This window comes from Streptomyces sp. NPDC053076 (assembly GCF_044546845.1).
GTDB lineage: Bacteria > Actinomycetota > Actinomycetes > Streptomycetales > Streptomycetaceae > Streptomyces.
Genome location: NZ_JBITZL010000007.1, coordinates 41802 through 65405, shown reverse-complemented (window position 1 = coordinate 65405; position 23604 = coordinate 41802). Strand labels below are relative to the sequence as shown.

The window sequence follows — 23604 nt, the reverse complement described above, 5'->3', positions numbered from 1 at the left end:
GGGTGAGGGCCTTCTGGGTTCGGCGTGGGAGGTGCCCCCACCACCAGAGCCCGCTCCCTGATCCGGCCTGATCCAGACGAAAGACCCTGGGCGACGGCAGAGCCCCCGGCGGACGCCGGGGTCGGAGGCGATAAGGACACACGCGAGAAGCCCCCGGCCGGAACCGGGGGCTTCTCCATGGAGCGGACGACGAGGCTCGAACTCGCGACCTCAACCTTGGCAAGGTTGCGCTCTACCAACTGAGCTACGTCCGCACTGCGCCGTGGCGCGAGAGCAACTATACCCAACCTCGCTCGCGTGCGAGACGCACTGCCGCATGACGGTTCTCGGCGCCGAGTTTCGTGACGGCCGAGGAGAGGTAGTTCCGCACGGTCCCGGGCGACAGCGCGGCCCGCTCGGCGATCTCCGCGACCGGTGCCCCGTCGGCGGCCAGCTCCAGCACCTCCGCCTCCCGCGCGGTCAGCGGCGAGTCCCCGGCGGAGATCGCGTCGGCGGCCAACTCCGGGTCGACGTAGCGGTTCCCGGCGTGCACGGTCCGGATGATCTCGGCGAGCCGCTGGGCGCTGACGGTCTTCGGGACGAATCCGCGCACACCGGCCGTCAGGGCTCGTTTCAGATGTCCGGGCCGCCCATGACCGGTGACGATCAGCACCTGGCAGCCCGGCAGTTCGGCACGCAGGGATGTGGCGACCTTCACACCGTCGGCGCCCGGCATCTGGAGGTCCAGGACGGCCACATCGGGTTCGTGCGCCCGTGCCATCGCCAGCGCCTCGGGCCCGGTCGCGGCTTCCGCGACGACCAGCAGATCGTCCTCCAGCGAGAGCAGCGCGGCCAGCGCGCCCCGGATCAGATGCTCGTCGTCGGCGAGCAACAGCCGTACCGGAGCGCTCACGCGGTGACTCCTTCCACAGCCGCCATGGGTACGTCCGCCACCAGCCGGAACCGGTCCCGGCCGGCGCCGACGATTCCCGCCTCCAAGGTCCCGCCCACGGCGGCGAGCCGCTCACGCAGTCCGGCGAGGCCCGACCCGCCGCCCTCGCCCGGTGGCACCGCACCGTCGTTCTCCACTGTCAGCACCACATGTCCCTCCAGCACCCTGAGCCCCACCTCGCATCGGGCCGCGTCGCCGTGCCGCAGCACGTTGGTGGCCGCCTCGCGCACCACCCAGCCGAGCGCGGACTGCACCTCGGCGGGCAGCCCGACGGGCTCCGCCCGGACCTCGCACGCGATGCCCGCCGCCGACAACACCCCCTGTGCTCCGGCGAGTTCGGCCCCGAGGTCGGCCTCGCGGTAGCCGCGTACGACGGCCCGTACCTCCCGCTGGGAGTCCTGGGCGATGCGCTGCACCTCGATCATCTGCTCCACCGCCTCCGGCCGTCCCCGCCGGGCCAGTTGGACGGCCAGCTCGCTCTTCAGGGAGATGACGGAGAGGTTCCGCCCCAGCACGTCGTGCAGGTCCCGCCCGAACCGCAGCCGTTCCTCGGCGACCGCGAGCCGTGCCTCGACCTCACGGGCTCGCTCCGCTTCCCAGAGCACGGCCAGGGTCCAGGCGCCGCACCGGCAGGCGAGCAGTGAGAACGCCGACTGGAAGGCGGCCATCAGGCCGGTCGCGAGGAGACCCACCCCGTCGTGGTCGGCGAGCCAGACGGCGCCCATGAGCAGGACCGCCAGGGCCGCCGACCGGCGCAGGAACACCGTTACCGGGACGGTGAGTCCGTAGAGCAGTCCGAACGGCAGCAGACAGGCCCCGGCCGCCAGCCGGATCGTCATCGGGTCGGCCGCGTCCAGCGCGGCGAGCGCCACGAGCAGCGCGAGCGCCAGCCCCAGCAGAGCGGCCGGGACACGGTGTGCGCCGGCCGGCAGCCGGGCTCGACCCAGGTAGTGGTCGAGCGCGGGCCGGGTGAGCCGGTTCGAGGCCGCGCACTGCAGGGCGGCCACGGCGAGGAGCGGGACGCCGAGGACGTAAGCCACGGGCCGGTGGTCGAGTCCGCCCGCCAGGGGCAGCAGCAGCCAGCCGAGTGAGAAGAACCAGATCGTCACGTACCAGGTGACGACCGTGTACAGCTCGACCCGTTCGGCCTTGCTGCGCTCACGCCAGTGCCGCTGCTGCCACCGCCGTACCCGTCCCACCATGTGCGCCCCCCCGTTGCTCAGCGCCGGGGTTCCCACCGGAACCACCGCCGTACAGCAAACACCGCCAGGACCGTCCAGGCCAACGCGGTAGCGAAGGCGCCCAGCGCTTCGTAGGCACTCAACTGGCCGGTCCAGCCGCCGCGGATCAGGCGGATCGCCGGGGAGAGCGGGAGGAGTTCGCAGACGGAGGCGAGCCGTTCGGGCATGACCTCGGTGGGGACCGCGATCCCGGAGCCCGCCATGGAGACGAACACCATCGGCAGCGCGGTCACCTGGGTGCTCTCGGCGGTCCGGGTCCAGGCCGCGGTCAGCGCGCCGAGCGCGGCGCTCACCACGAGCCCGGCGACCAGCCCGGGCAGCAGCAGGTACGGCGCCCTGGGCGCCCCGATGTGCAGCAGCGCGGCGCAGGCGGCGCACAGGACGAGAGCCTGGGCGAGGCCGAGCAGGAGCGCGGGCAGGGCGGTGCCGGTGAGGATCTCGGTGTCGGACAGCTCACCGGTGCGCAGCCGCTTGAGGACGAGTTCCTCGCGACGGGTGACGTAGGCGCTGACCAGGGACGTGTAAACGGCGTAGAGGAAGGAGAAGCCGATCGCGGCCGTCAGCAGGGTCGTGCCGACGGTCAGGCCCTGTTGCTCCAGGTCGAGCTGGTCGAGGGCCGGCCGCAGGCTGAACGGCAGGGCGAGCGGCACCACCAGCGCGGTGAACAGCACGCCCCGGTTGCGGCCGAGCAGGGCGAGTTCGGCCCGGCCCAGCGCGTGCAGCCGCCGGCCGGTCGGCGCCCAGGAGTTCTGGCTCATGCCGCCACCCCCTGCTCCCGCGCGATCCCGAGGAACGCCTCCTCCAGCGAGGCCGAGCGGACGTCCAGCCCGCGCAGTTCGACACCGGCCCGGTCGGCCCAGGCGAGCACCCCGGTGGCGGTGCGCTGGAGTTGTGTCGTGCGCAGCAGGACGACCCGTCCGTCGCTCTCGTGCCCGCAGACGCCGAGGTCGGCGAGGGGCGGCAGATCACCGAGGAAGTAGCCGTCGGGCAGTTCGAAGGACATCCGGGAGGGGCGGCCGGCGGTGACCTCGGCCGGGGTCCCGGAGACGGCGATCCGGCCCTCGTGCAGGATGGCGAGCTGGTCGGCGAGGCCCTCGGCCTCCTCCAGGTAGTGCGTGGTGAGCAGCACGGTCGTGCCCGCGGCGCGCAGCTCGCGCACCAGTGCCCAGGTGTCCCGGCGGCCCTCCGCGTCGAGCCCGGTCGTCGGCTCGTCGAGGAACAGCACCTCGGGATCGCCGAGCAGCGCGAGTGCCAGGTCCAGGCGCCGCCGTTCACCACCGGACAGTTGCTTGACCCGCACCCCGTGCTTGTCCGCGAGTCCCACCAGCTCCAGCACCTCGGCGGCCGGCCGGGCCCCGCTGGTGCACCCGGCCCACATCCGGGCGGTCTCCGCGACGGTCAGTTCGGCGGGGAAGCCGCCTTCCTGGAGCATCACACCGGTGCGGGACCGCACGGCGGCCCGTTCGCGGTAGGGATCGTGGCCCAGCACCCGGACCCGGCCGCCGGCCGGCGCCGTGAGCCCTTCCAGCAGCTCGACCGTCGACGTCTTCCCGGCGCCGTTGGTGCCCAGCAGGGCGAAGATCTCCCCGCGCGTCACGGAGAAGGTGATTCCGCGTACGGCCTCGAACCCGCCCCCGTAGACGCGCCTGAGGTCGCTGACCTCGATCACGCGCTCGTGCCCGTTGTCGTTCATGGCACCAGCGTCCCGGCGGTGCGTCCACCTCGGCAGTGCGCGGTGTCATCACTGAGCATGACAAATGTCAGGGCCGGTCCCGGACAATGAAGAAACCCCGGTCCGATGGACCGGGGTTTCCTTCCCGAGCGGACGACGAGGCTCGAACTCGCGACCTCAACCTTGGCAAGGTTGCGCTCTACCAACTGAGCTACGTCCGCATTGCTGCCGATCGGCTCCCACCGATCGGTGCGGGCACCAGCCTACCCGATCCACAGCAGTGGTCGTGACGGCGATGCAGAGCGGGTGACAGGAATCGCACACTGCGCCTTCCCCCTGGAAGGGGGATGTTCTACTACTGAACTACACCCGCACGGTCCTCGGGATCCGGCCTTCCGGCCTCGCCCCTCGGCGTGTGCCAGACATTAGCTGATCAGCAGGGGGGTAGCGCAAGTCGGTTCCCCTTCGGGTCCCGTTTGCCCCAAGTGCACGGGCCTCAGGGTCCTCTGACGGACCCTGAGGGCTCGCCCCTTCGCGGGCTCACTGCGCGGCGCTGAACGCCTCGTAGACCTTCTTCGGGATGCGTCCGCGCGCGGGGACGTCCATCTTGTTGGCCTGGGCCCAGGCGCGGACGGCCGCCGGGTCGGGGGCGACCTCCGTCTGCCGGAACGCCTTGCCGGACCGCGACCGTTTACGGCCGGCCTCGACGTAGGGCGCGAGCGCCTTGCGCAGTTTCCCGGCGTTGGTTTCGTTCAGGTCGATCTCGTACGACTTGCCGTCGAGGCCGAAGGCGATCGTCTCCGCCGCTTCCGAGCCGTCGATGTCGTCAAAGAGAGTGACCACGACCTTTTGCGCCACGAATATCGGTCCCTTCGTGCGGCACGTCGTTACAGCTCAACGCCGACGACATGCCGAGTATCGGCTATTGCCAATTCATTTGTACAGTGCCCGGCAAAGCAAAGTGAAGCCCGACTAAATCCGTCCGCGTGTCCGGGTGCAATAGGGGGCGGCGGACGGACTGTGGAACTTTCCCAGAACTTTTCACGGGTGCGTGGCTTCGACACCCGATCGTGATGCGCCTCACGTACTTTCCTCCAACTCTACCCGCGTAGAAATTTTGTGCGGGTAGTCTGAAGGAACCAGCTCAGCACCACACACCGGGAGTGCCAGTGGCACGCGTCGTAGTCGACGTCATGCTCAAGCCGGAGATCCTCGACCCCCAGGGCCAGGCGGTCCAGCGTGCGCTGCCGCGCCTGGGATTCGAAGGGATCTCGGACGTACGTCAGGGAAAGCGTTTCGAACTGGAAGTTGACGGGCCGGTTGACGAGGCCGCGCTCGCCCGGATCCGCGATCTTGCGGAATCCTTCCTCGCCAACACCGTGATCGAGGACTTCACGGTCCGGGTCGATGAAGTCGCGGAGGCGGCGAAGTGACCGCTCGTATTGGCGTGGTCACTTTTCCCGGCAGCCTTGACGACCGGGACACCCAGCGCGCGGTCCGCCTCGCGGGCGCCGAGCCGGTCGCCCTCTGGCACAAGGACAAGGACCTCAAGCAGGTCGACGCGGTGGTCCTGTGCGGCGGTTTCTCCTACGGCGACTACCTGCGGGCCGGCGCCATCGCCCGCTTCTCGCCGCTGATGGAGCCCCTCATCGAGCAGGCGAAGGCCGGACTGCCGGTCCTCGGCATCTGCAACGGCTTCCAGATCCTCACCGAGGCCCACCTCCTCCCGGGCGCGATGCTCGGCAACGACCACCTCCACTTCATCTGCCGCGACCAGAAGCTGCGGGTGGAGAACGCGGAGACCGCCTGGACCAGCGACTACCGGGCCGGTCAGGAGATCAGCATCCCGCTGAAGAACATGGACGGCCGGTACGTCGCCGACGACTACACGCTCGACAAGCTGGAGGCCGAGGGGCGGGTCGCCTTCCGCTACCTCGTCGGCGGTGAAGCCGCTGACGGATACGGAAACCCGAACGGTTCGCTGCGCGACATCGCCGGCATCACCAACGAGGCCGGGAACGTCGTCGGCCTCATGCCGCACCCCGAGCACGCCGTCGAGCCGCTGATCGGTACGGGCCGTACCGACGGCCTGCCCTTCTTCACCTCGATCCTCAAGAAGCTGGTCAACGCATGAGCCGGACGCCTCTGGACACGGTCGAGCACGCGACCGCGACCCCCGACGTCGAGCTGCCCTGGGCCGAACTCGGTCTGAAGAAGGACGAGTACGAGCGGGTGGTGGAGATCCTCGGCCGCCGCCCGACCGGCGCCGAGCTCGCCATGTACTCGGTCATGTGGTCCGAGCACTGCTCGTACAAGTCCTCCAAGGTCCATCTGCGCCAGTTCGGCGAGAAGGCCCCCCAGTCGGACGCCCTCCTCGTCGGCATCGGCGAGAACGCCGGTGTCGTCGACGTCGGCCAGGGCTACGCGGTCACCTTCAAGGTCGAGTCGCACAACCACCCCTCCTACGTGGAGCCCTACCAGGGCGCGGCCACGGGTGTCGGCGGCATCGTCCGCGACATCATCGCGATGGGCGCCCGCCCGGTGGCCGTCGTGGACCCGCTGCGCTTCGGTGCCGCCGACCACCCCGACACCAAGCGCGTCCTGCCGGGCGTGGTCGCGGGCATCGGCGGCTACGGCAACTGCCTGGGCCTGCCCAACATCGGCGGCGAGGTCGTCTTCGACGCCTGCTACCAGGGCAATCCGCTGGTCAACGCCGGTGCGATCGGTGTGATGCGGCACGAGGACATCCACCTCGCGAAGGCTTCCGGCGCGGGCAACAAGGTCATCCTGTACGGCGCCCGGACCGGCGGCGACGGCATCGGCGGTGCCTCGATCCTGGCGAGTGAGACCTTCGACGACGCGAAGCCGTCGAAGCGTCCGGCGGTCCAGGTCGGCGACCCCTTCCAGGAGAAGCTCCTCATCGAGTGCACTCTGGAGGCGTTCAGGGAGAAGCTGGTCGTCGGCATCCAGGACCTCGGTGCCGCCGGTCTGTCCTGCGCCACCTCCGAGCTGGCGTCGAACGGCTCCGGCGGCATGCGCGTGACCCTGGACGACGTCCCGCTGCGCGACTCGACCCTCTCTCCCGAGGAAATCCTCATGAGCGAGTCGCAGGAGCGCATGTGCGCGGTCGTCGAGCCGGCCAAGGTCGACCGCTTCCTGGAGATCTGCGAGAAGTGGGACGTCATCGCCACCGTCATCGGTGAGGTGACCGACGGTGACCGGCTGGAGATCTTCTGGCACGGCGAGAAGATCGTCGACGTCAACCCGCGCACGGTCGCGCACGAGGGTCCGGTCTACGAGCGCCCGTACGCCCGTCCCGAGTGGCAGGACGCCCTCCAGGCGGACGACGCGAACAAGCTGCCGCGCCCGGGGACGAGCGAGGAGCTGAGGGACCAGGTCCGGAAGCTGGTGGCCTCGCCGAACCAGGCGTCGAAGAAGTGGATCACCCAGCAGTACGACCACTTCGTGCAGGGCAACACCGTCCTCGCCCAGCCGGAGGACTCCGGCATGATCCGCGTGGACGACAAGACCGGCCTCGGCGTCGCCATCGCCACGGACGGCAACGGCCGCTACGCCAAGCTCGACCCCTACACGGGCGCGCAGCTGGCGCTGGCCGAGGCGTACCGGAACGTCGCCACGACCGGTGCCAAGCCGCTGGCCGTCTCGGACTGCCTGAACTTCGGCTCACCCGAGGACCCGGCGGTGATGTGGCAGTTCGCCGAGGCGGTGCGCGGTCTCGCCGACGGCTGTCAGCAGCTGGGCACCCCGGTGACCGGCGGCAACGTCTCGCTCTACAACCAGACCGGCGAGGTCGCCATCCACCCGACCCCGGTGGTGGCCGTGCTCGGCGTGATCGACGATGTCGCCCGCCGCACGCCGGTCGCCTTCCAGGAGGACGGCCAGCTGCTCTACCTCCTCGGCGACACCCGCGAGGAGTTCGGCGGCTCGGCCTGGTCCCAGGTGATCCATGACCACCTGGGCGGCCTGCCCCCGGCCGTGGACCTGGAGCGGGAGCGCCTGCTGGCCGAGATCCTGATCTCCGCGTCCCGCGACGGCATGATCGACTCCGCGCACGACCTGTCCGACGGCGGTCTGGTCCAGGCCGTGGTCGAGTCCGCCCTGCTCGGCGGCAAGGGCGCGCGCCTGGTCGTGCCCGATGGCCTGGACGCCTTCACCTTCCTGTTCTCCGAGTCGGCCGGCCGCGCCGTCGTCGCCGTGCCGCGGTCGGAGGAGGTCCGGTTCAACGACATGTGCGGTGCGCGCGGCCTGCCGGCCACCCGCATCGGTGTCGTGGACGGGGACGCGGTGGAGGTCCAGGGCGAGTTCTCCCTGACTCTCGCCGAACTGCGCGAGGACCACGAGGGAACGATCCCGGCGCTGCTGGCGTAACCGGCCGTACGACGGCGAAGGCCCGCCCCCGGCAAGGGGGCGGGCCTTCGCCATACGGCCACGGGCCGGGGTTCCTCACGGTCACGGGTTGCTCATGCGGCCATGGGGTGCTCAGTGCCCTCACGGGTTCGTCATGCGGTCACAGGGTCCGCACACGGTCACGGGTTCCTCCATGCGGCGACGGTCTCCTCATGCGGCGACGCTCTCCTCCGTGGCCGGCGCCGGTGCGCCCTTGGGCAGGCGCAGGGCCAGCAGCAGGCACAGCGCCATCACGCCGGCCGCGCACAGGAACACCGTGTCCAGCGCGGAGGTGTACGCCGCCACACCCTGGCGGTGGGCCGCTCCCCGCAGCGCGGCCAGGGAGCCGACATCGCCGGGGCCGTCGTACAGGCGGGCGAGCAGTGTGCCGAAGAGGGCCGCGCCGAGGGCCGTGCCGAGGGTCTGGAAGAAGCGGACGGCGGTGGTGGCGACGCCGAGCTGGTGGTGGGGTGCCGCCTGCTGCACGAGCTGGATCAGCTGACCCAGCAACTGGCCGAAGCCGAGCCCGACGAGCAGCATGGCCGCCCGCAGCTGCCACAGGGAGGTGTGCGTGTCGGTGGTGGCCAGCAGCAGGAAGGCGGCCGTGCCGACGACGGAACCGCTGATCACGAACGTCCGCTCGGACCAGCCGAGTTCCGTGAGCCGCCCGGTGGCGATGCCGACGGTCACGATGCCCACCGCCATCGGGATCAGATACAGGCCGGCGGAGGAGCTGGTGATGCCCCGGGCGAGCTGGAGATAGACCAGCACGTAGTAGATCGCGCCGGTCATGGCCGCGCCCATCAGGCCCTGGATCGTGAAGCCGAGACGCAGCTCGGAGACGCGGAACAGGGACGGCGGCAGAATCGGTTCGGCGGCCGTGGACTGGCGCCGCAGGAAGAGGGCGAGCGCACCGGCCGCTGCCAGGGCCGCCCCGATGACCTGCGGGGACGTCCAGGCGTACTGCTTGCCGCCCCACTCGGTGACGAGCAGCAGCGCGGTGGAGAAGGCGGCGGCGAGCGCGGCACCGGCGAAGTCGATCGAGTGGCGCGTGGCGGGGCGGGGGAGTTTCAGCACGATGACGGCGGTGGCCAGGGCGGCGACGCCGAGCGGCAGGTTGACGTAGAACGCCCAGCGCCAGCTCGCGTGGTCGGCGAGGAAACCGCCGGCCCAGGGACCCACGGCTATGCCGCCGCCGGCGACGATCCCGCCGGTACCGGCGCCCTTGTTCCTCTTCGCTCCCGGTCCCGCGAGCTGGGCGATGACGACCATCGTCACGCTCATCAGTCCCCCCGCGCCGATGCCCTGTACGGCCCGTGAGGCGATCAGCCAGCTCATCGAGTCAGCCGCGCCGCACAGCGCCGAGCCGCTCAGGAAGGCGCCGAGCGCGCCGAGGAAGACGGGCTTGGCACCGAGGGTGTCGCAGAGCCTGCCGTACAGCGGCAGCATCGCGGCCGAGGCCAGCGAGAAGGCGCTGACCAGCCAGGGAATCGTCTCGATGCCGTGCTCGGGATCGAGGTCCTTGACGATCGGCACGGTGGCCGCGGACACGATCTGGGTGTCCAGGACGGCCAGGACGATCGTCACGAGGCAGACGAGGAAGCCGAGTTTGCGCTGTCTGTCGGTCATGGGCAGCACCATGCCCTGAGATCATGTACTGGGTCAATATTTTATCTGAGGCGAGATTTCATCCAAGGCAAAACTTCGGCTTGGTAAGATATGGACATGGCTGAGGCGATGGGGCTGCGCGAGCGCAAGAAGCTGCAGACGGGGATGCTGATCTACCGGGTGGCGATCGAGCTGTTCGCCGAGCGGGGCTTCGACGAGGTCTCCGTGCAGGAGATCGCCGACGCCGCCGAGGTGTCCAAGATGACCGTCTTCAACTACTTCGGCACGAAGGAGGAGCTGGTCTTCAAGCCGATGGTGGAGCACTTCTCCGACGCCGCCCGGGCCGTGCGCGAGCGAGTGCCCGGAGAGTCCGCGGTGGGGGCCGTGCGCCGGCAGTTCCTGGAGATGGTGGAGCGGCGCGACCCCTCGATCGGACTGCACGGCGAACCGTTCGCCCGCCGGATCCGCGCGGTCATCATGGCAACGCCGGTCCTGCGCGAACGCGCCTACGTCGAGTCCGAGAAAGGCGTCCGCGAACTCGCCGAGCTGCTCACCGAGGAGACGGGCGACGCGACCCTCGCGCTCATCGCCGCCGCCACGCTCGCCACCGCCCGCAGCGCCCTCATCGAGGAGCACCACCGCCGGATCGACGCCGGCGAGAGCGTCGAGCAGGTGGCCGCCGACGCCGCCGACCGTGCACGGCGCGCCTTCGGCCTGGTCGAAAAGGGGCTGAAGGGCTACGCGGTCAAGGCATAGGCTCACCGCCATGCCACCGGCCAGGAAGCGCGCCCGCAGCTACGACCCCGCCAGGACCCGAGCCGCGGTTTTCGCCCAGCTCGCCCACGTGCGGGAGGCCGCCCACGGCCTCACTCCCGAGCAGCTCGCCCTGCCCACCCGGCTCGGCGAGTGGACCGTACGGGACCTGATCGCGCACATCGGCATGGCGGTCACCGCCGTGCACCGCGCCCTCGACCGGCCCGCCCCGCCCAAGCAGGACGTGACGGTCGTCCGGTGGCCCTTCGCCACCTCCGCGAACGCCGCGGCCATCGCCGACTTCACCCGCAACCTCGCCGCGGACCACCCGGACCTGGACGCCTACCTCGCGGACGTCGACTCCTCGCTGCGCGCCGTGCTCGACGAGCACAGCGGCAGCCGCCTGCTGGAGACCAACGCGGGCGCCCTGCCCCTGGACGACTACCTGGTCACCCGCACCGTCGAACTCGTCGTCCACACCGACGACCTGAACGCCGCCGTCCCGGGCCTCGAGGTGCCCCACGACCGGCAGGCCCTGGCCGCCGCCACCCGGCTGCTCGCCGACGCACTCGCCGTGAAGGCACCCGGCGGCTCCACCGAGGTCCGGGTGCCGCCCTACGCCGTCGTGCAGTGCGTCGAGGGGCCCCGGCACACCCGAGGCACCCCGCCGAGCGTCGTGGAGACCGACCCGCTGACCTGGATCCGGCTCGCGACCGGCCGCATCAGCTGGAAGGACGCGGTCAGCGAGGCGAAGGTCAGTGCGAGCGGGGAGCGGGCGGACATCGCGGGGCTGCTGCCGGTCATGGCCTAGCGGAACCGGTCGTACCGCGCGCCCGTCGAATCACCATGAACCGCTACAAGCAGCGCATGACCCTGACGGCGACCGCCCTGTTCGTGCCGCTCATGGTGGCCTGCGGCAGCGCGAAAGGGGACAGTGGTGCCGTGAGCGTCCAGCAGCCCGTGACCGGAATCGACTGGCGGGTCGACAGCCTCACCGTCGGCGGGACGACCCGGCAGGCGCCCGCCACCGCCCGCCTCCGCATCGACGAGGACGGCAAGGCGGCGGGCAACCTGGGCTGCAACCAGTTCAGCGCCCGGGCCACCGTGAACGGCGACCGGATCACCTTCGGGAACCTGCGCACCACCCGCATGGCCTGCGAGAAGACCCGCATGGACTTCGAGCGGGCCCTCGCCCGCGCCCTGACCACCGGCACGCTCGTCGCCAAGGCCGACGACGCGAAGCTGACGCTCACCGACGGCGACGGCGACCGGGTCCAGCTCAGCCGCGGCGCTCCCGCGTGATGTGCGACGCCTCACTCACGTATCCGGCAAAGGCCCCGGCGACCGTGCCCCACCGCCCGCCCGTACCGCCCGGTAAGCACTGACATACCGCCTCGACCAGCGCAAACGTAGAAACACCCAAGGTGATCGACACCGGGCGGTCCGGCGAGGGCGCGTATCCCCAATTCGGACCAGTGGTCGACCTCGCCTACACTCGGTGGTGTGCCACGTGGTGACGGTCGACTCAATCACGATCTGCTTCCCGGCGAAAAGGGCCCCCAGGACGCTTGCGGCGTCTTCGGCGTCTGGGCTCCGGGTGAAGAGGTCGCAAAGCTCACGTACTTCGGGCTCTACGCCCTCCAGCACCGGGGTCAGGAATCCGCGGGAATCGCGGTAAGCAACGGCTCCCAGATCCTCGTCTTCAAGGACATGGGCCTGGTCTCCCAGGTCTTCGACGAAACCTCGCTCGGTTCGCTCCAGGGTCATATCGCGGTCGGACACGCCCGCTACTCGACCACCGGCGCCTCCGTGTGGGAGAACGCCCAGCCGACGTTCCGCGCCACCGCGCACGGTTCGATCGCGCTCGGCCACAACGGCAACCTGGTCAACACGGCGCAGCTCGCCGAGATGGTCGCCGACCTGCCGAACGACAACAACAGCCGCTCCACCCGGGTCGCGGCCACCAACGACACCGACCTGCTGACGGCCCTGCTGGCCGCCCAGGTCGACGAGGACGGCAAGCCGCTGACCATCGAGGAGGCCGCGCACGCGGTGCTCCCGAAGGTCAAGGGCGCCTTCTCCCTGGTCTTCATGGACGAGGGAACCCTCTACGCCGCCCGTGACCCGCAGGGCATCCGCCCGCTGGTCCTCGGCCGCCTGGAGCGCGGCTGGGTGGTCGCCTCCGAGTCCGCCGCCCTCGACATCTGCGGCGCGAGCTATGTGCGCGAGATCGAGCCGGGCGAGTTCGTCGCCATCGACGAGAACGGCCTGCGCAGTTCGCGATTCGCAGAAGCGAAGCCCAAGGGCTGTGTCTTCGAGTACGTGTACCTGGCCCGCCCGGACACCGACATCGCCGGCCGGAACGTGTACCTCTCCCGCGTGGAGATGGGCCGCCGGCTCGCCAAGGAAGCCCCCGTCGAGGCCGACCTGGTCATAGCGACCCCGGAGTCCGGCACCCCGGCCGCCATCGGCTACGCGGAGGCGTCCGGCATCCCCTTCGGCGCTGGCCTGGTGAAGAACGCCTACGTCGGCCGGACCTTCATCCAGCCCTCGCAGACCATCCGTCAGCTGGGCATCCGCCTGAAGCTGAACCCGCTGAAGGAAGTCATCAAGGGCAAGCGCCTGGTCGTCGTCGACGACTCGATCGTGCGCGGCAACACCCAGCGGGCCCTGGTCCGCATGCTCCGCGAGGCCGGCGCCGCCGAGGTCCACATCCGGATCTCCTCCCCGCCCGTGAAGTGGCCCTGCTTCTTCGGCATCGACTTCGCCACCCGCGCGGAGCTGATCGCCAACGGCATGACCATCGAGGAGATCGGCACCAGCCTCGGCGCCGACTCCCTCGCCTACATCTCCATCGACGGCATGATCGAGGCGACCACGATCGCCAAGCCGAACCTGTGCCGCGCCTGTTTCGACGGCGAGTACCCGATGGAGCTGCCGGACCCGGAGCTGCTCGGAAAGCAGCTGCTGGAGACCGAGCTGGCCGCCGGGCCCGCGGCCACGGCCGCCGCCGACGCGATCCGTCGCCCGTAAGCCCGCTTTTTCACGCGGCACAACACGAAAGTTCTCAAGATCATGTCTTCCGAGACCACCGGTGCCAGCTACGCGAGCGCGGGCGTCGACATCGAGGCGGGCGACCGCGCCGTCGAGCTGATGAAGGAGTGGGTGAAGAAGACCCGGCGCCCCGAGGTCCTGGGCGGCCTCGGCGGCTTCGCCGGGCTCTTCGACGCCTCCGCCCTCAAGGGCTACGAGCGCCCTCTGCTGGCCTCCGCCACGGACGGCGTCGGCACGAAGGTCGACATCGCGCGCCGCATGGGCGTCTACGACACCATCGGCCACGACCTGGTCGCCATGGTCATGGACGACATCGTGGTGTGCGGTGCCGAGCCGCTGTTCATGACCGACTACATCTGCGTCGGCAAGGTCCACCCCGAGCGGGTCGCGGCCATCGTGAAGGGCATCGCCGAGGGCTGTGTGCTGGCCGGCTGCGCCCTGGTGGGCGGCGAGACGGCCGAGCACCCGGGTCTGCTGGGCGAGGACGACTTCGACGTCGCCGGCGCCGGTACGGGCGTCGTGGAGGCCGACCGGCTGCTGGGCGCGGATCGTATCCGCACGGGTGACACCGTGATCGCCATGGCGTCCTCCGGGCTTCACTCCAACGGGTACTCCCTGGTCCGTCACGTCCTGCTGGACCGCGCGAACCTGGCCCTGGAGGCCGAGGTGGCGGAGCTGGGCCGCACCCTCGGCGAGGAGCTGCTGGAGCCCACGAAGATCTACTCGCTGGACTGCCTGGCGCTGACCCGCACCGCCGATGTGCACGCCTTCAGCCACATCACGGGCGGCGGGCTCGCGGCCAACCTGGCCCGGGTGATCCCGGACGGTCTGCACGCCGTGGTCGACCGCTCCACCTGGGCTCCGGGAACGATCTTCGACCTGGTCGGGAAGACCGGCAACGTCGAGCGCCTGGAGCTGGAGAAGACCCTCAACATGGGCGTCGGCATGATGGCCATCGTCCCCGAGGAGTCCACCGATGTCGCCCTCGCGACACTGGCGGACCGAGGAGTCGACGCCTGGGTCGCCGGCGAGATCACCGGGCGCGGCGAGAAGACGACCGGCGCCGAGCTGGTCGGGGACTACGCCGTCTGATCGTGCGGACAGCACAGAACCCGGTCGGTGGCAGTGCCACCGACCGGGTGAGTGCTCAATGCAAGGTCAAGCGCCGCGACGGTGTTGTGAGGGGCCCTCGTCCTCGTCCTCGTCGTCCTCATAGAGGTCGGCGTAGCGAGAGTAGAGATCGTCCTCGTCGTCTTCATCGTCCTCGAACGGCTCGCCGTTCGGCGGCTGGCTCGAAGTCGATGCGCCCAGTTCACTGGCCAGACGTGACAGGTCAGTCCCACCGCTGTTGTACTTCAGCTGGCGGGCGACCTTTGTCTGCTTGGCCTTGGCCCGGCCGCGCCCCATGGCTCGACCCCCTCGGTGACGGGGCTCAACGGCCCCAGAGTCTGACACGCGTTCATGATCCGGAACGGACCCTCCGTAGAGAGGCCGGTCCGTAGGGCTTCCACGGTACCTGAGCCCGCGCCCATACGGTACGTCGCCCGCAGCACGCGCGTGTGCCCTGGACCTTCGAGGCGCCCTGTCCTCGCTGGTCAGTGGCGATTTTAACCACTTATCGGGGAACGACCCGCCGGGGGAAGTGAGAGTTCTCTCCAAGTTCCCGCCGACGGGTACCGCTCATCTGTGCGACTGAGCTAGAGCGCGGCGCGGCCGGCGCGGGCGTCGGCCATCCGCTGCTCGGCGATCCGGTCGGCCGCCGCGGCCGGCGGGATCCCGTCTTCCTTCGCACGTGCGAATATGGCCAGCGTGGTGTCGAAGATCTTCGCCGCCTTCGCCTTGCACCGTTCGAAGTCGAACCCGTGCAGCTCGTCGGCCACCTGGATGACCCCGCCGGCGTTCACCACGTAGTCCGGCGCGTAGAGGATCCCGCGGTCGGCGAGGTCCTTCTCCACACCCGGGTGGGCCAGCTGGTTGTTGGCCGCACCGCACACCACCTTGGCGGTGAGCACCGGGACGGAGAGGTCGTTCAGGGCGCCGCCGAGGGCGCACGGGGCGTAGATGTCGAGCCCCTCGACCCGGATCAGCGCCTCGGTGTCGACGACGGCCGTCACTTTGGCGGGGTGCTGGTCGAGGACCCGCTGGACGGCGTCCGGGCGCACGTCCGTGATCACGACCTCGGCACCCTCGTCGAGCAGGTGCCGCACCAGGTGGTGGCCGACCTTGCCGACGCCGGCGACACCGACCTTGCGACCGCGCAGCGAGGGGTCGCCCCACAGGTGCTGGGCGGAGGCGCGCATGCCCTGGTAGACACCGAAGGCGGTGAGCACGGAGGAGTCGCCGGCGCCGCCGTGCACGGGGGACCGGCCCGTGGTCCAGCGGCACTCACGGGCGACGACGTCCATGTCCGCGACGTACGTGCCGACGTCGCAGGCGGTGACGTAGCGCCCGCCTAGCGAGGCGACCATACGGCCGTAGGCGAGGAGCAGCTCCTCGGTCTTGTCGCGCTCGGGGTCGCCGATGATCACGGCCTTGCCCCCGCCGTGGTCGAGACCGGCCATGGCGTTCTTGTACGACATCCCGCGCGCGAGGTTGAGGGCGTCGGCGACGGCCTCGGCCTCGGTCGCGTACGGGTAGAAGCGCGTGCCGCCGAGGGCGGGGCCCAGGGCGGTGGAGTGGATGGCGATCACGGCCTTGAGGCCGCTGGCGCGGTCCTGGCAGAGCACGACCTGCTCATGGCCGCCCTGGTCCGAGTGGAACAGGGTGTGCAGGACATCAGCAGGCGCGCCGGTTACGTCGGTCACTGTGGTGACTCCTGTGTACTAGCGGCGAGTGGGGTGCGGTCCCCGTACGGGTGGCGGAGAGCCGTGGCATGAGCGTAGAGCCTCGGCCCACTCACCATCCGCGCAGTGTTCAGGATCACCCTCCCAGGGCCGCCGCGCACGCATGACCGTGGCGCGATTTGCCGTGGTTTCGAGCCGGGCCCGATGGGGAGGGAGCAGGCGTGCCCAAGGTGTCCTCCGTAGTCGTCCCCTATGCCGCTTACCTGCGCGTGTACGAGCCGCTGGGCGCCTTCCCGGAGCCGGAGCGCCGCCACTGGGAGCGATACGCCCGCCGCTCGGAGCGCCCGTCCTATCAGGACGAACTGCGGCGCTCCCTGGTCGACTTGCTGCCCACTCCGCCGATCGCGGTGCCGGTGCACGAGAGCGGTGACGCCTTCGTCCTGGAGGTCGACGGGGTGGTCTGCGTGTGCCCCTGGCGGACCCGGCTGCGCGGCTGGCAGGCCCTGGGCGACCTGGCCGAGGAGCTGCCGCCGCCGGTGCTGGACGCGGTGCTGCCCCCGGTGGTGCGCCGCCAGGCCACCCAGGACTACGAGCGCTGGCTCGCCCGCAACCCCGACGCCCGCCCGTGGATCCGTACGGCGACCTGGCAGGTACCGCTGAACTGGTTCGTGCTGGTCTCGGACGAGGAGCGGCGGTACGACGAGGGGACCGCCGACGTGCCCCCGGTGCTGCGCTACCGCACACCCATGGTGCAGGCCCGGCGCCGGGTGGCGCGGGCGCTGCGCGCGCTGAAGGAGACCGTCGAGGAGGGCCCGCTGATCGACGGCCTGGTGGACGTCGGCCGCTGGCTGGAGGAGTTCCATCCGCGCTCGCTGGTGGAGCTGGACTACGGCGGGCTGGTGCACGTGCTGCCGGCGGGCGAGCTGGAGGACGACCGCTCGGCGGCGGACGTGGCGGCCGGCATCGAGGCACTGCGCCGGGGTGACGGGGCGGCCGCCGGCGAGGCGTACGGGCGGCTGGTGGAGCGGTGGCGGGCGGTGCGGGACCGGCGTTCCGCGAACTGAGTGACGTACGTCACGGTCAAATCGGTGCCGGACGACGTACGTTCTATTCGCTTAGACGACCTGACGGGACGTTGGTCCCGATCTGGACTTTTGTCCCAAGGGTGACGGACGGCACTTACCTGGCTCTTGCTCTAGTTGCCACCCCTCATGCCAAAATAGGACAAGGAGTCCGGGGAGGGCTCCGTCCGCCCAACTATGCTCCACTGTGGGCGGATTCTCAGCATTGCACGCTTTGGGGGGTCTGGTGACTCCTGATCGCCCTGTGACTGATCGTCACAGTGGCGTGACTGTCCGCTATGGCATGGTCCATCGGCTTCCGTCGCTGATGAACACCTGGGAGGGCAATTCCATCGGTTTGGCCGACGCGGCTGGACAGATGGTGTAGTTGTAGTGCCGAGGACAAGCCGTTCGTCCTATAACCGACTCGACTCGCGTCCGCCATTTCGGGCAACGCGGGTCAAGGTGCAGAATTTAGAGGAAAGAACCGAGAAGGTTCGGTTCTCCCGAGGAGGCCGCTCATGACCGCTCGCACCCCTGATGCCGAGCCGCTGCTGACCCCGGCTGAGGTCGCCACCATGTTCCGTGTCGACCCCAAGACGGTCACGCGGTGGGCGAAGGCCGGCAAGCTCACGTCCATTCGCACGCTCGGCGGACACCGCCGTTACCGCGAGGCTGAGGTCCGCGCCCTGCTGGCGGGCATCCCGCAGCAGCGCAGCGAGGCCTGAACAACTCCATAACCGGGCAAGACGGACGGTCCCCCAACCGGCCGAGGTGCCCGAAACCCTAGCTACAAGCGACGCGGGTCCTGCCCCAACAGGCCCCTCGCCCACGCCGAAGAGAACGTTGTAGGCAAGCGCCACAGGGTGCGTCGTCGATCGCGCTGGACTCCGCCGGGTCCAGCGCGATTTTTTTGTGTGCAGGCGGGGGTGGGAGCGGCGCTTGTGAGCGTCCTTGTCGGAGTCTGGGGAGGCGTGTCGGAACGGCTGTGCGCGGCCCCTGAGTAGGGTGCAATTGCACATATTAAATCGACCCGTTGTATGACGGCGGTAAGTGCCACGGTTTCAAAAACTCATGCGGTGACTCCCGTCACACGACAGCGCGCTTGCTGGGCGCACGCCGCATGCGTTAGAGGGAGCGTCTGCCCCAGAGTCCCACGCCCATACGGGGGTTGGGCCCGACAGGGGTCACGCGGGACGAGGGCTTTCGTCCTCGGTGGCTTCCGGCTCGGTCTCCTGGCCGCCCGGGCCGGCGTCCATCGCCAGCCGCAGCAGGTGCCGGCAGACGGGGCAGTGGCGGGTGAGATGCCGGTAGGAGGAGGCGGCCGACAGGTGGGCCCTCAGGAGCGCCCGTGTCTCGTGCCTGACCGACGCCGCCATACGCCACCTCCGGGGCCGTACAGGAGGAACGAGTCCTGCTCTCTGGGTACCGAGCGAATGTGACGCCGTCAAGACCGCGCACTCCGCCGCCACGGCCGCTAACCGCGCTCGGCCCCTGCCCCCCTCTCGCCTTGGAGCGCCGGCGAGCCGCCTTCTGGGGCCGCTGTGCTCCAAGGGCGACGAGCGGCGGGAGGGGCGCGGACACGACGGGGCCCGCTGTCCCTGACGCCGGCCTCCGGCTTGGTCGGGTGGCCGCAGGGGTGCGGGCACGAGTGAGGCCCGCTGCCTTGCGGGGGCGGGCCTTGTTCTTCGTGCGGTCCTGACGGGATTTGCTGTGTTCGATTGCGGCTTCGCCGCGGGCGCGGCCCCCGGCTTGGTCGGGTGGCCGTAGGGGTGCGGGCACGAGTGAGGCCCGCTGCCTTGCGGGGGCGGGCCTTGTTCTTCGTGTGGTCCTGACGGGATTTGCTGTGTTCGATTGCGGCTTCGCCGCGGGCGCGGCCTCCGGCTTGGTCGGGTGGCCGCAGGGGTGCGGACACGAGTGAGGCCCGCTCCCTTACGGGCGCGGGCCTCACCTGCTATGCGGTCCTGACGGGATTTGAACCCGCGGCCTCCACCTTGACAGGGTGGCGAGCACTCCAAACTGCTCCACAGGACCAGGTTTCGCGGCGCTTGTTCGTGCACTGCGCTGCGAGAAGAGACTGTACAGGAGGGCGAGGGCCCTGGTCGAACTCACCCTCCGTGCAGGGATGGCTACGGTGCGGCGGCGTCGATCGCCTTCACGATCCGCTTGTCCGAGACGGGGTACGCCGTGCCCAGCGCGTGGGCGAAGTAGCTGACCCGCAGCTCCTCGATCATCCAGCGGATGTCCAGGACGGAGGAGGGCACCGGGCGGCCCTGCGGGAGCTGTTCCAGGAGCCAGGCGTACTCGTCCTGCATCTCGTGGACCTTCTCCATGCGCGTGGTGTCCCGCTGCACACCCGTCGGCATCTGCTGGAGGCGGCGATCGGCGGCCACCATGTAGCGCATCAGGTCGGGGAGGCGTCGTATCCCCGCCCAGGTGACGAAACCGGGCTTCATCAGGGCGTCCAACTGCTTGCGGACGTCCGTGAGGTTCGCGAGCAGGGCCGGGCTTCTGACGGCCTTCAGGCGGCGCTCACACGCCTGCCACGCCGCGAGCACCTGCTGCACCTGGGCGACCGTACGGACCGTGGTGTCCACGATCTCCGCGCGCACCTTGTCGTACAGCTTCCGGTACGACTCCTCGTCCCACACCGGCCCCCCGAAGTCCGCGACGAGCTTGTCCGCCGCGGCCATCGCGCAGTCGTCGAACAGGGCCTGGATCGAGCCGTGCGGGTTGGCGGAGAGAGCCAGCTTCTGGGCGTTCGTCAGCTTCTCGGAGGCGAACTTCGCCGGGTTCACCGGGATGTTGCGCAGGATCAGCCGACGGGTGCCCTTCCACATCGCCTCGGCCTGCTCGGCCTCCGTGTCGAAGAGCCGCACGGAGACCGTGTCGCCGTCGTCCACCAGCGCCGGGTACGCCTTGACCGGCTGTCCGGCCCGGCGCGTCTCGAAGACCCGGGTGAGGGCCCCGATCGTCCAGTCCGTCAGGCCCGTGCGCTCCAGGGACTCGCCGCCCTCCCGGGACGCGGTCGCCGCGGCGGCCTGGGACAGGGCCTTGCGCGCCTTCGGCTTCAGGCGCAGCTTGAGCGCCTCCAGGTCCTTGTCCTCGGCGAGCTTGCGGCGCCGCTCGTCGACGATCCGGAACGTGATCTTCAGGTGATCGGGGAGCCGTGCCAGGTCGAAGTCCTCCGCCTCGAAGGGAACGCCGACCATCCGCTTCAGTTCACGGGCCATCGTGACGGTGAGCGGCTCCTGGAGCGGCACCGCCTTCTCCAGGAACGCCTTCGCGTAGTTCGGCGCCGGTACGTAGTGGCGGCGGATCGGCTTCGGCAGGGAGCGGATCAGCTCCGTCACGACCTCCTCGCGCAGGCCCGGGATCTGCCAGTCGAAGCCCTCGTCCGTGACCTGGTTGAGGACCTGGAGCGGGACGTGCACCGTCACGCCGTCGGCGTCCGCGCCCGGCTCGAACTGGTAGGTGACCCGGAACTTCAGGTTCCCCTGGTGCCAGCTGTCCGGGTAATCGGCCTTGGTGACCGCCTCCGCCGACTCCCGGATGAGCATCTCCCGCTCGAAGTCCAGGAAGTCCGGCCGCTCCTGCCGCTTCCGCTTCCACCAGGAGTCGAAGTGGGCGCCGGAGACCACGTGTTCGGGCACGCGCTGGTCGTAGAAGTCGAAGAGGGTGTCGTCGTCCACGACGATGTCCCGGCGCCGGGCACGGTGCTCCAGCTCCTCGACCTCGCTGAGGAGCCTGCGGTTGTCGGCGAAGAACTTGTGGTGGGTGCGCCAGTCGCCTTCCACCAGCGCGTTGCGGATGAACAGTTCGCGCGAGACCTCGGGGTCGATCCGGCCGTAGTTCACCTTCCGCTGGGCGACGATCGGGACGCCGTACAGCGTGACCCTCTCGTACGCCATCACGGCCGCCTGGTCCTTCTCCCAGTGCGGTTCGCTGTACGTCCGCTTCAGCAGGTGCTCGGCCAGCGGCTCGACCCACTCCGGCTCGATCTTGGCGTTCACGCGCGCCCACAGGCGGCTCGTCTCGACCAGCTCGGCCGACATCAGGAACCGCGGCTGCTTCTTGAACAGCGCCGAGCCCGGGAAGATCGCGAACTTGGCGCTGCGGGCGCCCAGGTACTCGTTCTTGTTGCCGTCCTTCACGTCCTTCATCCCGATGTGGGAGAGAAGACCGGCGAGGAGGGAGAGATGGACGCGGTCGGCCGGGGCGTCCTCCTCGTTCAGATGGATGCCCATCTGCTTGGCGACCGTGCGCAGCTGTGTGTAGATGTCCTGCCATTCACGGATGCGCAGGAAGTTCAGGTACTCCTGCTTGCACATCCGGCGGAAGGACGACGAGCCGCGCTCACGCTGCTGCTCGCGGACGTAGCGCCACAGGTTCAGATAGGCGAGGAAGTCGCTGGTCTCGTCCTTGAAACGGGCGTGCTGCTGGTCGGCCTGGGCCTGCTTGTCGGCCGGGCGCTCGCGCGGGTCCTGGATGGACAGCGCGGCGGCGATGACCATGACCTCGCGGACACAGCCGTTGCGGTCGGCCTCCAGGACCATTCGGGCCAGGCGCGGGTCGACGGGCAGCTGGGCCAGTTTGCGGCCGGTGTCCGTGAGCCGTTTGCGGGCGTCCTGCTGGGCCGGGTCCAGCGCGCCCAGCTCCTGGAGCAGCTGCACGCCGTCGCGGATGTTGCGGTGGTCCGGCGGGTCGATGAAGGGGAACTTCTCGATGTCGCCGAGGCCGGCCGCGGTCATCTGGAGGATGACGGAGGCGAGGTTCGTACGGAGGATCTCCGCGTCCGTGAACTCCGGGCGGGTGAGGAAGTCGTCCTCGGAGTACAGGCGGATGCAGATGCCGTCGGACGTACGGCCGCAGCGGCCCTTGCGCTGGTTGGCGCTCGCCTGCGAGATCGGCTCGATGGGCAGCCGCTGCACTTTGGTGCGGTGGCTGTAGCGGCTGATCCGGGCGAATCCGGGGTCGATGACGTACTTGATCCCGGGCACGGTGAGGGAGGTCTCGGCGACGTTGGTCGCCAGAACGATCCTGCGTCCGGTGTGCGGCTGGAAGACCCGGTGCTGCTCGGCGTGGGAGAGCCGGGCGTACAGGGGGAGGACCTCGGTGAATCCGTACTTCTTCTTCTCCAGGGCGTCCGCCGTGTCGCGGATCTCCCGCTCGCCGGAGAGGAAGACGAGGATGTCGCCCTTGCCCTCCGCCATCAGCTCCTCGACGGCGTCCGTGATCGCGGTGATCTGGTCGCGGTCGGCGTCGTCCGAGTCCTCTTCGAGGAGCGGCCGGTAGCGGACCTCCACCGGGTACGTCCGGCCGCTGACCTCGATGATCGGGGCGTCGCCGAAGTGCTGCGAGAAGCGTTCGGGGTCGATGGTCGCGGAAGTGATGACGACCTTGAGATCGGGCCGCTTCGGCAGGAGCTGGGCCAGATAGCCGAGCAGGAAGTCGATGTTGAGGGACCGCTCGTGGGCCTCGTCGATGATGATCGTGTCGTAGGCGCGCAGCTCGCGGTCGGTCTGGATCTCGGCGAGCAGGATGCCGTCCGTCATCAGCTTGACGAAGGTGGCCTCCGGGTTCACCTGGTCGGTGAAGCGGACCTTCCAGCCGACGGTCTCGCCGAGCGGGGTCTTCAGCTCCTCCGCCACGCGCTCGGCGACGGTCCGGGCCGCGATCCTCCTCGGCTGGGTGTGCCCGATCATGCCGCGCACGCCCCGGCCCAGCTCCATGCAGATCTTGGGGATCTGCGTGGTCTTGCCGGACCCGGTCTCACCGGCCACGATGACCACCTGATGATCACGGATGGCGTCCGCGATCTCGGTCTTCTTCTGGCTGACCGGCAGCTGCTCGGGGTAGGTGACGGCGGGCATGCGGGAGCGCCGCGCGGCCATACGGTCCTCGGCGTGGCCGATCTCGGTCTCGATCTCGGTGAGGACGGCGGCGCGGGCCTCGGGCTTACGGATCTTGCGCGCGCCCTCCAGCCGTCGGCCGAGCCGGTGCGCGTCGCGCAGCGACAGCTCGGTCAGACGGGGGGCGAGGGTGCCGAGGGCGGGGGCGGGGTGCGTAGACATACGGCATCCAGGATCTCACC

At 69.9% G+C, this 23604-nt stretch carries 20 protein-coding genes and 4 tRNA genes; 10 read left to right on the top strand and 14 right to left on the bottom strand.

Annotated features, from left to right (window positions below):
- Positions 1 to 178: 178 nt before the first annotated feature.
- From ACIGYR_RS26570 to ACIGYR_RS26535, 8 genes are all read right to left on the bottom strand, one after another.
- Positions 179 to 254, bottom strand: a tRNA-Gly gene (locus tag ACIGYR_RS26570).
- A gap of 23 nt (positions 255 to 277) precedes the next feature.
- On the bottom strand, positions 278 to 892 hold the full coding sequence (locus tag ACIGYR_RS26565; protein ID WP_399604020.1) for a response regulator: 615 nt from the start codon (positions 890 to 892) through the stop codon (positions 278 to 280).
- On the bottom strand, positions 889 to 2133 hold the full coding sequence (locus ACIGYR_RS26560) for a sensor histidine kinase (protein ID WP_399604022.1): 1245 nt from the start codon (positions 2131 to 2133) through the stop codon (positions 889 to 891). The genes ACIGYR_RS26565 and ACIGYR_RS26560 overlap by 4 nt, the downstream gene beginning before the upstream one ends.
- A 17-nt stretch (positions 2134 to 2150) precedes the next feature.
- The gene (locus tag ACIGYR_RS26555) at positions 2151 to 2930 is read right to left on the bottom strand and encodes an ABC transporter permease (RefSeq protein WP_399604025.1); all 780 of its coding nucleotides are present in this window, start codon (positions 2928 to 2930) and stop codon (positions 2151 to 2153) included.
- Positions 2927 to 3865, bottom strand: coding sequence for an ABC transporter ATP-binding protein (locus tag ACIGYR_RS26550; RefSeq protein WP_399604027.1), 939 nt, complete (start codon positions 3863 to 3865; stop codon positions 2927 to 2929). Before ACIGYR_RS26550 ends, ACIGYR_RS26555 begins: the two co-directional genes overlap by 4 nt.
- Before the next feature lie 127 nt (positions 3866 to 3992).
- Positions 3993 to 4065: transfer RNA gene (locus tag ACIGYR_RS26545), tRNA-Gly, on the bottom strand.
- An 80-nt stretch (positions 4066 to 4145) separates the two neighbouring features.
- Positions 4146 to 4217, bottom strand: a tRNA-Gly gene (locus tag ACIGYR_RS26540).
- 167 nt (positions 4218 to 4384) lie between these two features.
- The gene (locus ACIGYR_RS26535) at positions 4385 to 4702 is read right to left on the bottom strand and encodes an Lsr2 family protein (RefSeq protein WP_391845697.1); all 318 of its coding nucleotides are present in this window, start codon (positions 4700 to 4702) and stop codon (positions 4385 to 4387) included.
- Positions 4703 to 5013: 311 nt separating this feature from the next.
- Here ACIGYR_RS26535 and purS point away from each other — a divergent pair, with 311 nt between their 5' ends.
- Genes purS through purL form a run of 3 tightly spaced genes read left to right on the top strand, consistent with a single transcriptional unit; the run spans position 5014 to position 8233 of the window.
- The gene (gene purS, locus ACIGYR_RS26530; protein WP_014673609.1) at positions 5014 to 5277 is read left to right on the top strand and encodes a phosphoribosylformylglycinamidine synthase subunit PurS; all 264 of its coding nucleotides are present in this window, start codon (positions 5014 to 5016) and stop codon (positions 5275 to 5277) included.
- Positions 5274 to 5978: a phosphoribosylformylglycinamidine synthase subunit PurQ gene (gene purQ / locus ACIGYR_RS26525; protein ID WP_399604030.1), complete on the top strand. Its 705-nt coding sequence runs from the start codon at positions 5274 to 5276 to the stop codon at positions 5976 to 5978. The genes purS and purQ overlap by 4 nt, the downstream gene beginning before the upstream one ends.
- Positions 5975 to 8233, top strand: a complete 2259-nt coding sequence (gene purL, locus ACIGYR_RS26520; RefSeq protein ID WP_391845694.1) for a phosphoribosylformylglycinamidine synthase subunit PurL — start codon at positions 5975 to 5977, stop codon at positions 8231 to 8233. Before purQ ends, purL begins: the two co-directional genes overlap by 4 nt.
- A gap of 189 nt (positions 8234 to 8422) precedes the next feature.
- Here the strand turns inward: purL and ACIGYR_RS26515 are convergent, their stop codons facing one another.
- Complete coding sequence (locus tag ACIGYR_RS26515) at positions 8423 to 9880, bottom strand: MFS transporter (RefSeq protein ID WP_399604033.1); 1458 nt, start codon at positions 9878 to 9880, stop codon at positions 8423 to 8425.
- A gap of 96 nt (positions 9881 to 9976) precedes the next feature.
- Between ACIGYR_RS26515 and ACIGYR_RS26510 the strand changes: the two genes are divergently transcribed.
- From ACIGYR_RS26510 to purM, 5 genes are all read left to right on the top strand, one after another.
- Entirely contained in the window at positions 9977 to 10615 is a 639-nt protein-coding gene (locus ACIGYR_RS26510) for a TetR/AcrR family transcriptional regulator (RefSeq protein WP_391845692.1), read from the top strand.
- A 10-nt stretch (positions 10616 to 10625) separates the two neighbouring features.
- Positions 10626 to 11423 (top strand): sterol carrier family protein, encoded by a 798-nt coding sequence (locus tag ACIGYR_RS26505; protein WP_399604035.1) that lies wholly within the window; start codon positions 10626 to 10628, stop codon positions 11421 to 11423.
- 56 nt (positions 11424 to 11479) lie between these two features.
- The gene (locus ACIGYR_RS26500) at positions 11480 to 11914 is read left to right on the top strand and encodes an META domain-containing protein (protein WP_399604037.1); all 435 of its coding nucleotides are present in this window, start codon (positions 11480 to 11482) and stop codon (positions 11912 to 11914) included.
- 201 nt (positions 11915 to 12115) lie between these two features.
- Positions 12116 to 13645, top strand: coding sequence for an amidophosphoribosyltransferase (gene purF / locus ACIGYR_RS26495; protein WP_391845686.1), 1530 nt, complete (start codon positions 12116 to 12118; stop codon positions 13643 to 13645).
- A 42-nt stretch (positions 13646 to 13687) separates the two neighbouring features.
- Positions 13688 to 14758 carry a phosphoribosylformylglycinamidine cyclo-ligase gene (gene purM, locus ACIGYR_RS26490; RefSeq protein ID WP_399604039.1) on the top strand — a complete coding sequence of 357 codons (1071 nt, stop codon included), beginning with the start codon at positions 13688 to 13690 and terminating at the stop codon, positions 14756 to 14758.
- 66 nt (positions 14759 to 14824) lie between these two features.
- Here the strand turns inward: purM and ACIGYR_RS26485 are convergent, their stop codons facing one another.
- Both ACIGYR_RS26485 and ACIGYR_RS26480 read right to left on the bottom strand, forming a co-directional pair.
- A complete protein-coding gene (locus tag ACIGYR_RS26485) occupies positions 14825 to 15073 on the bottom strand; it encodes a DUF3073 domain-containing protein (protein ID WP_143640034.1) in 249 nt (82 codons plus the stop codon).
- Positions 15074 to 15363: 290 nt separating this feature from the next.
- Positions 15364 to 16470, bottom strand: coding sequence for a Leu/Phe/Val dehydrogenase (locus tag ACIGYR_RS26480; protein ID WP_391845682.1), 1107 nt, complete (start codon positions 16468 to 16470; stop codon positions 15364 to 15366).
- A 200-nt stretch (positions 16471 to 16670) separates the two neighbouring features.
- On the opposite strand from ACIGYR_RS26480, the gene ACIGYR_RS26475 reads away from it, so the two are divergent.
- Both ACIGYR_RS26475 and bldC read left to right on the top strand, forming a co-directional pair.
- The gene (locus ACIGYR_RS26475; RefSeq protein ID WP_399604043.1) at positions 16671 to 17513 is read left to right on the top strand and encodes a hypothetical protein; all 843 of its coding nucleotides are present in this window, start codon (positions 16671 to 16673) and stop codon (positions 17511 to 17513) included.
- Positions 17514 to 18031: 518 nt separating this feature from the next.
- On the top strand, positions 18032 to 18238 hold the full coding sequence (bldC, locus tag ACIGYR_RS26470; RefSeq protein ID WP_003949541.1) for a developmental transcriptional regulator BldC: 207 nt from the start codon (positions 18032 to 18034) through the stop codon (positions 18236 to 18238).
- Between the two features lie 459 nt (positions 18239 to 18697).
- Here the strand turns inward: bldC and ACIGYR_RS26465 are convergent, their stop codons facing one another.
- From ACIGYR_RS26465 to hrpA, 3 genes are all read right to left on the bottom strand, one after another.
- On the bottom strand, positions 18698 to 18889 hold the full coding sequence (locus ACIGYR_RS26465; RefSeq protein WP_391845678.1) for a DUF6274 family protein: 192 nt from the start codon (positions 18887 to 18889) through the stop codon (positions 18698 to 18700).
- 580 nt (positions 18890 to 19469) lie between these two features.
- Positions 19470 to 19544, bottom strand: a tRNA-Asp gene (locus tag ACIGYR_RS26460).
- A 95-nt stretch (positions 19545 to 19639) separates the two neighbouring features.
- Positions 19640 to 23584, bottom strand: a complete 3945-nt coding sequence (gene hrpA, locus ACIGYR_RS26455) for an ATP-dependent RNA helicase HrpA (protein WP_399604047.1) — start codon at positions 23582 to 23584, stop codon at positions 19640 to 19642.
- Positions 23585 to 23604: the final 20 nt, after the last annotated feature.

Bases quoted from the DNA above. Each gene is read 5' to 3' on its own strand.
- ACIGYR_RS26500 (WP_399604037.1), top strand. From the start codon at position 11,480: ATGACCCTGACGGCGACCGCCCTGTTCGTGCCGCTCATGGTGGCCTGC.
- ACIGYR_RS26465 (WP_391845678.1), bottom strand. From the start codon at position 18,889: ATGGCGGCGTCGGTCAGGCACGAGACACGGGCGCTCCTGAGGGCCCAC.
- hrpA (WP_399604047.1), bottom strand. From the start codon at position 23,584: ATGTCTACGCACCCCGCCCCCGCCCTCGGCACCCTCGCCCCCCGTCTG.
- ACIGYR_RS26510 (WP_391845692.1), top strand. From the start codon at position 9,977: ATGGCTGAGGCGATGGGGCTGCGCGAGCGCAAGAAGCTGCAGACGGGG.
- bldC (WP_003949541.1), top strand. From the start codon at position 18,032: ATGACCGCTCGCACCCCTGATGCCGAGCCGCTGCTGACCCCGGCTGAG.
- ACIGYR_RS26560 (WP_399604022.1), bottom strand. From the start codon at position 2,133: ATGGTGGGACGGGTACGGCGGTGGCAGCAGCGGCACTGGCGTGAGCGC.
- ACIGYR_RS26550 (WP_399604027.1), bottom strand. From the start codon at position 3,865: ATGAACGACAACGGGCACGAGCGCGTGATCGAGGTCAGCGACCTCAGG.
- ACIGYR_RS26485 (WP_143640034.1), bottom strand. From the start codon at position 15,073: ATGGGGCGCGGCCGGGCCAAGGCCAAGCAGACAAAGGTCGCCCGCCAG.
- ACIGYR_RS26505 (WP_399604035.1), top strand. From the start codon at position 10,626: ATGCCACCGGCCAGGAAGCGCGCCCGCAGCTACGACCCCGCCAGGACC.
- ACIGYR_RS26515 (WP_399604033.1), bottom strand. From the start codon at position 9,880: ATGACCGACAGACAGCGCAAACTCGGCTTCCTCGTCTGCCTCGTGACG.
- ACIGYR_RS26555 (WP_399604025.1), bottom strand. From the start codon at position 2,930: ATGAGCCAGAACTCCTGGGCGCCGACCGGCCGGCGGCTGCACGCGCTG.
- purM (WP_399604039.1), top strand. From the start codon at position 13,688: ATGTCTTCCGAGACCACCGGTGCCAGCTACGCGAGCGCGGGCGTCGAC.
- purL (WP_391845694.1), top strand. From the start codon at position 5,975: ATGAGCCGGACGCCTCTGGACACGGTCGAGCACGCGACCGCGACCCCC.